Source organism: Labilibacter marinus, assembly GCF_001659685.2.
GTDB lineage: Bacteria > Bacteroidota > Bacteroidia > Bacteroidales > Marinilabiliaceae > Saccharicrinis > Saccharicrinis marinus.
Genome location: NZ_LXYE02000045.1, coordinates 38,002 through 50,981, shown reverse-complemented (window position 1 = coordinate 50,981; position 12,980 = coordinate 38,002). Strand labels below are relative to the sequence as shown.

The following is a 12,980-nucleotide window of genomic DNA, read 5'->3' as shown; positions in this document are numbered from 1 at the left end:
CTTAATCAGTTAAAGCATCTAGTGTTTTATAAATATTATCTGCAGTAAATGTTTTTTGATATTGTAAGATTTCTGGAATTATTTTTAACTCCCATTGGTCAGGTGTAGCATTTGCATTGTCTGCCATTATTCCTGTACTTCTATCACTTGCATAAATGCCCAGTCCTCTCATGTTTTCTTTATAAAATGAATTTTCTGCACCTGTATCTGTTATTGTTGCATGAGAAAAAATACTTTTACCGGTTGGTAAAGTCATTTCTTGAGGAACTGTTGTTGGAGAACCTCCTGAAATTATATTTGTTAACTCATCATTGAATGTGTTTTCTGGAAATCCTGCTTCTAACTCTGCACGAGTAGGATTGCTAGCTGATTCAACTAAATTAAAGTTAGTGCCAAACCAATTATCTAAATTATTATACCATTGTTCTGCTCTTTCTTTATCAAGTCCATAGCTAGGAGCATGATAGACATTCTGTTTATCATTATGAGCAATAAGGCTTACGTTGTCAAACATTTGTCTAATTTCATTTGCAGTAATAGGAGTTCCATCATCTAAATATAATCTTTTTTGTACCATAGTATTAGTTGTTGAAGTCTGTTCAGCTTCTGTTTTTACTTGGTTATACGTAAGGATTGCATCGATAATTGGAGCTTGTCCATAGTAATCACTATTACTATTAATTTGAATTAAAGCACGATCATTTTGAGGTAAACGTTCTAATGTTATTTGACTATTGCTATTTGTAGTGTAAGTCTCTACTCTATTATTATCATCTAAATAAGTTACTTCAACAACACAACCAGCACCAACAGGTGTAACATTATCAGTGTATTTAATTTGAATATTTTTTTGTTCATCTAAATATTTTTGAACAGCATATGCTTTTTCTTGATTAGTACCAGGAATAAAAGTAGCAGTACTATTTGTAGTTTTGAAAGGAAGAATTGGATTTGGTAAATTATCCTGTTCAAAACCATTAGGGATTTCATAAGTTGGATTAATTCCAACTTTGTTAATGTCAACTTCAATAACTTGAGGTACTTCTGTAATCCAAATAGTATCTCGTTTTTCAGCATCATTATTATAACTAAAAATAATTGGAACATTGTCAAGTGTATTGCCATCACTTCGACGAATAGCCATGTTTTGTGTTGCATTCTTAGCGTAAGATAATTGTCCAACAAAGTCAGTTGTGTTAGCTGCCTTATCAACATCAAATACTTTGTCAGTAATATTCCCTGCGTTATCAGTAACAGAAATATCATACACTACATCTTCAGGTAAATTAGTAGCTTCAAAGCTACCATCACTAGAAACAGTAGCTGGATAAGAAGTTCCATCAGGAGCAATAACGCTAACTGAACAATTAGCAATATTATACAATGCTTGACCTAAAGTACTTTCTAAACTTCCAGAAAGAGTTCCTTGATCAGGTTGTGCAATACTTTGGACTGTGTGTGTTTTAGCATTATTAGTTCCAGGAACTAAAGTGATATTACTTACTGTTTTGTTTTCAAACTCGCTTGATGCTCCTTCAACATATTGTAATAATGCGTTAACATTATATCCAGTTTCATCTAGGTCAATACTAATAGGAGTTGTTGCACTAGTTACTTGTTTTTGTACAGAACTATTTGCATCACTTGTTGCAGTATATGTAATTGGGAATCCAGTTACAGAAACATTATTTTCATTTTCAACACTTAGATTAAATGTTGCAGGTACAGCGTGAGTCATTACTTTGTTATACGCTATTGTTTGTCCGTTTTGTAATGTTACTGTTTCAGAAATATCATTTAATAAATTATTTTCGTCATCAATATTAATAGTGTATACTGCTCCGCTTTCTAATGATAAATTATTTACATTAAATTTTCCTTCACTATCAATTGTAAAGCTAGTTTCTGTTCCATCATTAGCAACCATTGTCCCAACATATTGACTTGCACCATAAGGTGATTCGCTTAAGTTTACATCTAAGTCTCCAGAGATATTTCCTTTAGGAATAGGTTGTGCAATACTTTGGATTTGCATTTCTAACGTGTTATTCTCAGGATTTAAAGTAATAATTTGCGAAGCTTCTTCATAATCATCGGATGTTTCAGTATATGCCATTGCATCATAACCAACACGATCTAAATCAACAGTTGCGTCAGTAGTTGCATTAGTAACAAAAACAGTATCTCGAATTGGACCATCAACAGTATTGCTTCCAGCGTATTCAAAAATAACTCTTTGATTAGTAACAGGATTACCACTTTCATCAGTTAGTTTTACTGTGATTGGAGATTCTCCTTTATGCTCAATAGTAGCATTAAATGAAGTTGCTTGATTTTCTTCAACTGGAACATTCTCATAAGTAGTTGTTTCAAAATAGTCATCAGTATGACTAACTGTGAAATTATAACCTTCTTCTAATTGACCAGACTTTAAACCATAAGAAGCTTGACTTGTGATATTCTCTAAAGAAATATCTTTTCGACTATTATCACCACTTGGGTTGTTTAGAAGTTTAGTAGAAAGTATAGTGCCTTTGTTATCGTAGAGGCGAGCCAGATAAAAACCACCAGGTAAGCTACTCAAGTTTTGATAAGCAAATACTTCCCCAGATATGGGATCATACTCAATATCAGTAATAGCCAAAATTGAATTTCCAAGTAAAGTAATAATAGCACCATTAATAGCAGTATGTTCAATATTAGTAGCTAAACGCCCTTTTAGATTTGCTGCAGCGTCTGCACCACCAACATCAATAATACCATTTTTATTATTATATGCAATATCTTTAACGCCCACGTCAGTCAGCACAGTATATTCACCATTAGCAGTAAAAGTGGCAAAGTATTTTTTGTCACTACTCGATTTACTCAATAAACCGATCAAATTGAGAGCCTTATAAGGAGGTTCTCCTGTTGGGGTTAATATCACTCCAGAAACATCACTTGCAGTTGCTACTTTTAAAGAATCACCATTTTGATGATTGGGAAAGTCGTTCGCTAATATATCTATATTGATAATTATGCTTAAAAAGGTTAAGCTCACAAAGTATATGTATAATGATTTATTTCTGACCGACCTCATTTTTTTAATTATGATAGATAAGTGTTTGTGCTTTATTGGCAAATTTTCATAGGACTATAAAAGTAAAAACTCTGCTAACAATAGTCAAGTATGTTTTTGTTAATACAGGTTATTCTATGGTTAAAGTAAGTAAACCTAATTATGTGCGTGACTTTTTGATGTTTCATTAATATGTCCTAAGAAAAGAAAGCCAGCATTCAATTAAGATTGCTGGCTTTAATATTTCTAAACTACTTAGTTACTAGCTTAATTTCTCGGTAACAAAAGCTTTTGCTGTTTCAATAGCGGCATCTAAACCTTCTACTTTTTTACCACCTGCGGTTGCAAAAAATGGTTGGCCACCACCACCACCTTGAATTTCTTTAGCACTGGCTCTAATAACTTCCACTGCGTTAATCTTACCTGATTTAGCTAGATCGTCAGAAGCTATAACGCTTAATTGAGGCTTGCCGTTAACATCAGCACCTAGTACAGCAACAAAATCACCCATTTCTTTTTTAATTTGGAAAGCCAGGTCTTTTAGTTTATCGCCCAGTATAGGTTTTACTTTAGCTGCAATTAATTTAACGCCATTTACTTCAATAGCACTGTCTATTAGGTCGCGTTTCTCAATGTTAATGAAGTTTTGTTTCATCCCATCCAAGTCCTTTCCTAATTTTGAATTATCAGTCATTAACGATTCAATATTCTTACGTAAATCACCCGATGACTTAAACATATCCTGAATAGCCAACATTAAACTATGCTGACCTAAAATCATTTCTTCTGCTTTTTCGCCTGTAATGGCTTCGATACGTCTAACACCAGAAGCAATAGAGGCTTCGCTAATAATTTTAAAGAAACCTATTTCGCCTGTGTGCTTTACGTGTGTACCTCCGCAAAGCTCAATAGAGTCGCCAAACTTAATGGCACGGACTAAATCGCCATATTTCTCACCAAATAACATCATTGCACCTAAATCGTGCGCTTTTGCTACAGGTATATCACGCATTTCTTCTAAAGCATAATTTGTACGTATACGTTGGTTTACCAGCTTCTCTACCTGCTCAATTTCTTCACGCGTCATCTTTTGGAAGTGTGCAAAGTCAAATCGCAAATATTCAGGATGAACCAAAGATCCTTTTTGCTCAACATGCGTTCCTAGTACTTCGCGTAAAGCTTGGTGTAACAGGTGGGTGCCTGTGTGGTTATTAGCAATGTTTTGTCGCTTGTTTGTGTTTACAATTGCTTTAAATTCACCTTTTAATTCTTTCGGTAGTTTTTTAGCAAGATGTACAATCAAGTTATTTTCTTTTTTGGTATCGATAATCTCAATCTTTTCAGACCCATTGTCAATATATCCAGTATCACCAACTTGTCCACCACTCTCAGCATAAAAAGGAGTAATATTAAATACTATTTGAAACAACGTTTTTTTCTTGGCGGTAATCTTACGGTATTTAACAATGGTAATATCCGTTTCTAAGTAGTCGTATCCAATAAACTCTTCAACATCATCATGTAAAAGGGTAACCCAGTCTTCTGTTTCGATGGCTGTTGCACTACGAGCACGCTCTTTTTGTGCTTCCATCTCTTTTTCAAACTCCTTACGGTTAACTACTAAGTCATTCTCTTTTAATATCAACTCCGTTAAATCCAATGGAAATCCGTAGGTATCGTATAATTCAAATGCCACTTTACCATCAACAACCTTATAATCTCCATCTTTGGTTTGTTTAATGATTTTATCTAGCATAGAAATACCAGTAGCTAAAGTTCTAAGGAATGATTCCTCTTCTTCTTTAATTACTTTGGTAATTAACTCCTGTTGGTTTTTCAACTCAGGATATGCATCACCCATAGAGTCAATTAAAGCAGGCAATAACTTGTGCATGAACGACTGACGTTGCTCCAGGAAAGTATATCCATAACGAACTGCTCTACGCAAGATTCTTCTGATAACATAACCAGCTTTATTATTTGAAGGTAGCTGACCATCGGTAATAGAGAATGAAATAGTACGAACGTGGTCGGCAATAACACGCATGGCAATATCTTTCTCTTCGTTGTTACCATAAGGAGTGTTGGTTATTTTTGCAATCTCATTAATGATTGGTACAAAAACATCGGTATCGTAATTCGATTTTTTATTCTGAATAACACGGCATAAACGTTCGAAACCCATACCAGTATCTACGTGCTTTGAAGGCAAAGCTTCCAAGTCGCCATTGGCTTTTCTGTTATATTGAATAAACACCAAGTTCCAAACCTCAATCACTTCAGGATGGTCGGCATTCACCAATTCTGCTCCTGGCACTTTTGCTTTTTCTTCTTCTGAACGTAGGTCTACATGAATTTCTGAACATGGTCCACAAGGTCCCATTTCACCCATTTCCCAAAAATTATCCTTTCGGTTTCCGTTGATGATTTTATCCTCCGGAAGATATTGCTTCCAAAAGTTAAAAGCTTCCATATCCTTCTCTAGGCCCATGTCTTTATCGCCTTCAAAAACCGAAGCATATAAAATGCTCGTATCAATTTTTAGCACTTCGGTTAAATATTCCCAAGCCCAATTAATTGCGTTTTCTTTAAAGTAATCACCAAACGACCAGTTTCCTAGCATTTCAAACATAGTATGGTGGTAGGTATCATGACCCACTTCCTCTAAGTCGTTATGCTTACCAGAAACGCGTAAACACTTTTGAGAGTTAGCCACTCTTGGAGAGGCTGGTTTACTGTTTCCAAGAAAAATATCTTTAAACTGGTTCATACCCGCATTGGTAAACATTAGGGTAGGATCGTTTTTAACCACCATAGGTGCCGAAGAAACAATTTGGTGCTGTTTTGATTCAAAAAACGACCAAAAACTCTTTCTTATCTCAGAAGCATTCATATTAATTGCAATTATTGTTTTAATTTTGAGAATATCCACTTAAATTTGGAAGTTGCAAAGGTAGATTATTTCGCTAATTTTGCAGCGAATATCAGGTAAAAATCCGCATAAGAAATATAAACTTCGTTACTTCATGTCAAAAGTTAAATTTCGATATAATCCAGAAACACTTAGTTACGATAAAATTGAGAAGGATTTTAAGTATTACATTGCTCGTGTATTTATGCATTTCTTCTTTGGTGGCGTATTGGGCATGATTTACTTTTTTGCCTACTCATACGTGATTGATAGCCCTAAGGAAAAACGTTTAATTAGAGAGAATGCTCGTTTAACTACGCAGTTTGAAATAATGAGTAATCGTTTGGATGAAACCGTTAAGGTTATTGATGATATTCAGCGTAGAGATGAAAATATTTACCGTGTAATTTTCCAGGCTGATTCTATTCCGCATTCTATTAGAAAAGCTGGTTTTGGTGGGGTAAATAGATATGAGCCTTTGGAGGACTTAGATAACGCGGAGTTGGTTATTTCTACGGCCAAAAAGTTAGATGTTATCATGAAACAGACTTATGTGCAATCAAAGTCATTTGATGATATAATTGAGTTGGCTAAAAATAAGGAAGACTTGATTAAAGCTACACCTGCTATTATGCCTTTAAACAATAAAGATTTAAAGCGTACAGCTTCAGGTTGGGGGTATCGAATTCATCCTATTTATAAAACACGTAAGTTTCATTCGGGTATGGATTTTTCCGCACCTACAGGTACCGAGATCTACTCCACAGGAGATGGTAAGGTATCCAAAATAACCAGAGAAAAGACGGGTTATGGAAATCGCATCGAAATAGACCATGGCTTTGGTTTTAAAACCTTATATGCCCACCTTGATGGTTTCAATGTAAGAAAAGGTCAAAAAGTAAAACGAGGCGATGTAATTGGTTATGTAGGAAATTCGGGTACATCCACCGCTCCTCATTTACATTATGAAGTGCATGTAAAAAACAGAAAGGTAAATCCTTCTCACTACTATTTTAATGATCTATCTGCAGATGAGTACGAAGAAATGATTGAACGCTCATCTAACTCCAATCAAACATTCGATTAAGTAATTTCTCACTCTTTTTTTTAAAGAGGATATTAAGGTCTTAATTTAAGCCTGTATTTTGAAGAAGTAATCGCATTCTATTTATGGTTTATTTTTCTTATATTTAGGATAATATACCCTATGCGACATGACTGATCTAATCAAAAATAAAGTATGGCTTGATGATCGTGAATTCGTTTATCACGAAGGAGGAGAAGGTACTCCCATATTATTTATTCATGGCATTTCTACTTATTCATTTATCTGGAGAAAGGTAATTCCATATTTCATTCCCAATTATAAGGTAATAGTTATTGATTTATTGGGCTGTGGCGATTCCGATTTAAGAACCGATGTTTCATTTGGACTTATTAATCAGGCTAAATATATGCATTTATTGATGGAAGCGTTAAAGCATCCTAAATATCACCTGATATCCCATGATGTAGGGGGAGGTATTGCGCAGGTGATGAGTGTTCAGAAGCCAGAAACTCTTCTGTCTGTTTCAATGATAAATTCTGTGGCTTACGATTTTTGGCCAGTTCAACCCATTGTTTCCATGCGTACCCCTGTGTTAAGGCAGTTAGCTATCGCAACTTTAGATACTTGGACCCTAAAAATAATTATTAAAAAGGGTTTGTATCATAGTAATTCAAACACAGCTGAGTTATTCGAGTATTTTCGTAAACCATTTAAAACTAAAGAAGGCAGAAAGGCATTTTTACATTTTGCAAGTAGTTTAGATAATGCCGATCTACTAAATATATCTGATGATCTGCATCAATCAAATTTAAACTTTCTAATAATTAGAGGAGAAACAGATGCCTACCTTAGTACATCAATCACGCAAAAATTGGTAGAAAACCTAAAGCATTGTGAAAGTAATATTATACCAACGGCAGGTCACTATGCCATGGAGGATGAGCCAGAAATGATTGCTAATATTCTTACCGAATTTATAGAAAAACATGAGTGACTGTGAAGAAGAGAAAATAAAGTATCACGAACTACTAGAACGAGTTAAAAGTTTAGAAGAAGAAAATGATTCTTTGGCAGAAAGAGCTGAGGAGATTCTTCTTTTAAGCATGCTTGGTGATACCATTTCTTCTATTGATAATGAAAAGCAGCTAATAGAAGAGTTGTTGGAAAAAATTTCCATCTTAAATAATATCTCACTTTGTTGTTGTTATGAAATTATTGAAGGGAAATATCATCTTTATTCTGGTTATATTTCAGATCCTTATATAAATGAAATTGCTCCAGAAATTAAACTTGGTAATGAAATTCTAGAAGAAATTTGTAATGCCCAAATGTATTGTGGTTTAGCTACGGAAGGCAAGGGGCTTGTATATCCTACTCATGTTACTGATAATACGGAAATACTTATTGTTTATTTTAATGGTAGACAAGTTAAGGAAGGTGTATTTGTTTTTATGGATGAAAAAAATGGCCACACCTTGCATACCAAGCTAATGGTGGTTAGACAGGCTATTAGAATGGTTGTGGCCAGAATAGAGAATTTGTCGTACATCGCTGAAATAGAAGAATTAAATCGAGATCTTGAAGAGAAGGTGCTAAAAAGAACCATTGAGCTGACCAAAGCCAGGGATAAAGCACAAGAGTCTGACCGTTTAAAGTCGGCATTTCTAGCTAATATGAGTCACGAAATCCGAACTCCCATGAATGCCATTGTTGGTTTTAGCGAACTATTGGAAAGTAAGAGTTGTGACTCGACTGAAATAGAGAATTATGCTAGTCTAATTTACTCTAATAGTTTATCCTTATTAAATTTAATTAATGATCTACTTGACTTCTCAAAGATTGAGGCGAACCAGTTACAATTACATTGCTTATCATTCAATATTCATGATACCATTAAGGAGGTAGAAATGCTTACAAGATCGCTCATAAGACAATATGATAAACCTGATCTTAGTGTGAAGGTAGTTAACGAAGTAGGTTCAAAAATCACTAGTCTCCATACCGATGAATTACGCTTGAAACAAATTCTGACTAATTTATTAAGTAATGCTGTTAAGTTTTCCTTTAAAGGGATAATTTATATTAAGTACGAATTAAAAGGTTCGCAAATATGGTTTTCGATAAAGGATGAGGGTATTGGCATTGATGATGGTTTGCACGAAATGATTTTTAGTCGTTTTAGTAGAGTAACGGATGATGTAAATAAAACTATTGCAGGTAATGGTTTAGGACTTACCATTACTAAAAATTTAGTTAAGCTTTTAGGTGGTAGAATAACCGTAAATTCTAAGTTAGGGTATGGTTCGGAGTTTAGCTTTTGTGTTGATGTAAACCATTGTAATAAAGTATGATATGTGAATTCATATTAGAATCATTATAAATAAGCATTTCATTACATAATTATGAAGTAAGTGTAACATCTGTTACAACTTTACCGAATTAATCTTCTTACATTTATTGTTATATATAAACATTATAAATGTTGTTATGCTTAAATTCCTAATTCCGCCACCCCAATGGCGATTTCCTGTATTAATAGTGATTGGTGTTTTTATAGGCCTGGCATTATTTACTTTCAGGGTATCCAATGCTTCATCTTATTTGTCAGATGACCCTAAAACATGCGTAAACTGTCATATTATGGCACCGCAGTACGCAACGTGGAATCATAGTTCGCATAGAGAGTGGGCCAATTGTAACGATTGCCACGTGCCGCATAATAATGTACTAAACAAGTACTTTTTTAAGGCTAAGGATGGATTAAGACATGCTACAGTTTTTACTATGCGAGGCGAACCTCAGGTGATTTTTATAAAGGAAGAGGGCGCTGAAGTGGTGCATCAGAATTGCGTCAGATGTCATCAGCAGCAAATAACCGATCCTAAACTAGCTTCTTCAGTTGAAGGGCATGCTGGCCATATGGAAGACAGAAAATGTTGGGAATGTCATCGAGAGGTTCCGCATGGCAGAGTCAACAGTCTTTCAAGTACTCCTAATGCACGAGTACCGTTACCTGAAAGCCCAGTGCCAGATTGGTTAAAAAAATATACAGAATAAAAAATAAACCTTAAAGAATACACCTATGAAAATGTTTGAAAAACGTCCATGGTTACCATGGTTTTTATTTATTGCAACGATTGTTGCTGTTTTCTTACTCGGATTATTAGCATCTTCCATTGTAGAAAGAAGAGCTGAAGCGTCATATGTAAACGTTCCAAAAGCTGAGCTGTCGGAATTTGAACCAGTAAATGAAAAATGGGGAGAAAATTACCCAAGAGAATTCCAGTCATATTATCAAACTGCAGATACCACTTTTGCAAGTAAGTATAATGGTAGTGCTACAATTGATATGTTAGAAGTAGACCCTAGATTAGTTGTTCTTTGGGCTGGCTATGGTTTCTCTAAAGATTATAATCAAGGGCGTGGACACTATTATGCTGTAAAAGATGTAGTAAATACTTTGCGTACAGGTGGTCCTACGGATTCGGAGTCAGGTCCTATGCCATCTACTTGTTGGACCTGTAAAAGCCCAGATGTTCCTAGATTAATGAGTGAGCATGGTGTGGCAGAATTCTATAAAGGTAAGTGGGCACGTTTAGGAGCTGAGATTGTTAATCCTATTGGTTGTGCCGATTGTCACGATCCTAAAACCATGAATTTAAGAATTACTCGTCCTGCTTTAATTGAGGCTTTTGAGCGTCAAGGCAAGGATATTACAAAATCTACGCATCAAGAAATGCGTTCTTTAGTTTGCGCGCAATGTCACGTAGAATACTATTTCGATAAAAAAACAGTGGATGGCGCCAATTACCTAACCTTTCCTTGGGATAAAGGAATGGATGTAGAGGCCATGGAAGAGTATTACGATGAGATAGAGTTTAAAGATTGGACGCATAAATTAAGTAAAGCGCCCATGTTAAAAGCTCAGCACCCAGGTTATGAGGTTTATTTAACAGGTATTCATGCTGATCGTGGTGTTTCATGTGCAGATTGTCATATGCCATACAAAAGTGAAGGTGGACAGAAATTTACTGATCATAAAATACAATCGCCGCTTAATAATGTGGCTAACTCATGTCAAGTATGTCACCGTCAGGAAACAGCAAACTTAATTGCTAATGTATATTCTAATCAGGATAGGATTATTGAAAATCGCGATAAGCTTGAAGAGTTAGTAGTACGTGCGCATGTTGAAGCTAAAAAAGCTTGGGACGTAGGTGCTTCTGAAGATCAAATGAAAGATATTTTAATGGGAATTAGACATGCACAATGGCGTTGGGATTATGCGGCGGCCAGTCATGGTGGTTCTTTCCATGCTCCGGTTGAAATTGGTCGTGTTATTGGCACGGGTATCGATATTGCTCAAGAAACCAGAGTGAAGCTTGCTAGATTATTAGCTGAGTTAGGTCATAACGAAGAAGTACCTTATCCAGATATTGCTACCAAAGCGAAAGCGCAAGAGTATATCGGATTAGATATGAAAAAATTAAATACAGAGAAAAAAGAGTTTAAAGAGAATCTAGTTCCTCAATGGATTAAAGAGGCTCAGGCACGAGAAAAGTCGTAAATCTACTTTGTAAATAAAATATAAGCAACAGTTATTCTATGTTTTAGCTGTTGCTTTTTTTGAACCCAATAAAATCTACAAAAATGAAAAAGAACAACTCAAAAAGTATGCTTAGAGGTTTCATGTTAAGTGCTCTATTGTCTTTTGTTTTGCCAGGAATGATGGTAGCACAGTTTACATTAGGTGGAGAAATTCGTCCTCGTGCTGAGTTAAATAGAGGATATAAATCATTGGCCGCAACAGATCAAAAAGCGTCGTTAATTACAACTCAACGTACGCGATTGAATGGTATGTTTAAGAACGAGTATGTATTAACTAAATTAGTTTTGCAGGATGTTCGCCAATGGGGTAATCAAAAGCAGCTGGTGGGTAACGAGGCAAATTCTATTTCGGTACATGAGGCTTGGGCCGAGATTAGTTTTAGCTCTGAATTAAGTTTAAAAGCTGGTAGGCAAGAGGTGATTTATGATGATCATAGAATTTTTGGTAGTGTAGCCTGGGCGCAGCAAGCACGCTCGCATGATATGTTTTTATTTAAATATAAAAAAGGAATAGACTTACATGCTGGTTTTGCTTTTCATCAGAATGATGAAATTGTGAATTCTCATTACGATGGCCCGGATGCGTATAAAAATCTGCAGTTTTTGTGGATGCATAAAAAATGGGATGCTTCAAAATTGAGCTTGATGTTTTTAAATAATGGTATTGGTGAATCTACGGATGGATTAGCAAATACGGAGAAACAAAAAGTTATGTATAGCCAAACGATAGGAGGTAGGTTTGTAACTGATTTAAATGCTGTTGGTATTGCTGCGAATGCATATGTGCAAACAGGTAAAGATAACATAGATCGTAGTTTAAGTGCTTACAACCTATTGCTCGAAGTTTCTGGTAAATTATCTAAAAGTACAGGTTTAACAGGTGGAGTTGAGCTTCTTTCGGGAACGGCTTGGGACGAAGACGCAGATAAGAATAAGTCGTTTTCTCCATTCTATGGTACCAATCATAAATTCAATGGTTTTATGGATTACTTTTATGTAGGAAATCATATGAACACGGTTGGTTTAACAGATATTTACGCCAAAGTATCTCATCAGGTAGATAAGCTTAGTTTTGGAGGCAATATTCATTATTTTTCTGCGGCAGCTGATATAGGAGAAGATGTGGATAAAGGCTTGGGTACTGAGATTGATTTGTCGATGGGATGGAAGTTTAAACCTATGATTAAGTTTGATTTTGGATGGTCAACATTATTTGCAACAGAATCGATGCAAATGCTTAAAGGAGGCGATCATGAAGAGTTTCAACAGTGGGGTTATGTAATGATTACGGTTACTCCCGATTTTATTAAGTAAGTATAAATAAGCAAAACAATCCCCTTCTTGTCGTAGAG

General features: G+C 35.2%; 8 protein-coding genes. 6 read left to right on the top strand and 2 right to left on the bottom strand.

The window, feature by feature from the left end; translation table 11 throughout:
• Position 1: 1 nt before the first annotated feature.
• Positions 2 to 3,043, bottom strand: a complete 3,042-nt coding sequence (locus tag A8L32_RS18430) for a hypothetical protein (RefSeq protein ID WP_143525163.1) — start codon at positions 3,041 to 3,043, stop codon at positions 2 to 4.
• Positions 3,044 to 3,323: 280 nt separating this feature from the next.
• Positions 3,324 to 5,954 carry an alanine--tRNA ligase gene (alaS, locus tag A8L32_RS18425; RefSeq protein WP_075591163.1) on the bottom strand — a complete coding sequence of 877 codons (2,631 nt, stop codon included), beginning with the start codon at positions 5,952 to 5,954 and terminating at the stop codon, positions 3,324 to 3,326.
• Positions 5,955 to 6,087: 133 nt separating this feature from the next.
• Here alaS and A8L32_RS18420 point away from each other — a divergent pair, with 133 nt between their 5' ends.
• The 6 genes from A8L32_RS18420 to A8L32_RS18395 all read left to right on the top strand — a co-directional run bounded on the left by A8L32_RS18420 (position 6,088) and on the right by A8L32_RS18395 (position 12,942).
• A complete protein-coding gene (locus A8L32_RS18420; RefSeq protein WP_075591162.1) occupies positions 6,088 to 7,059 on the top strand; it encodes a M23 family metallopeptidase in 972 nt (323 codons plus the stop codon).
• Positions 7,060 to 7,186: 127 nt separating this feature from the next.
• Positions 7,187 to 8,014: an alpha/beta fold hydrolase gene (locus tag A8L32_RS18415; protein WP_075591161.1), complete on the top strand. Its 828-nt coding sequence runs from the start codon at positions 7,187 to 7,189 to the stop codon at positions 8,012 to 8,014.
• Positions 8,007 to 9,371: an ATP-binding protein gene (locus A8L32_RS18410; RefSeq protein WP_075591160.1), complete on the top strand. Its 1,365-nt coding sequence runs from the start codon at positions 8,007 to 8,009 to the stop codon at positions 9,369 to 9,371. The genes A8L32_RS18415 and A8L32_RS18410 overlap by 8 nt, the downstream gene beginning before the upstream one ends.
• Positions 9,372 to 9,507: 136 nt before the next feature.
• Complete coding sequence (nrfH, locus tag A8L32_RS18405) at positions 9,508 to 10,077, top strand: cytochrome c nitrite reductase small subunit (RefSeq protein WP_075591159.1); 570 nt, start codon at positions 9,508 to 9,510, stop codon at positions 10,075 to 10,077.
• A gap of 25 nt (positions 10,078 to 10,102) precedes the next feature.
• Positions 10,103 to 11,587: an ammonia-forming cytochrome c nitrite reductase gene (gene nrfA / locus A8L32_RS18400; RefSeq protein WP_075591158.1), complete on the top strand. Its 1,485-nt coding sequence runs from the start codon at positions 10,103 to 10,105 to the stop codon at positions 11,585 to 11,587.
• 83 nt (positions 11,588 to 11,670) lie between these two features.
• Entirely contained in the window at positions 11,671 to 12,942 is a 1,272-nt protein-coding gene (locus A8L32_RS18395) for a hypothetical protein (RefSeq protein ID WP_083631400.1), read from the top strand.
• The last annotated feature ends 38 nt before the right edge of the window (positions 12,943 to 12,980 follow it).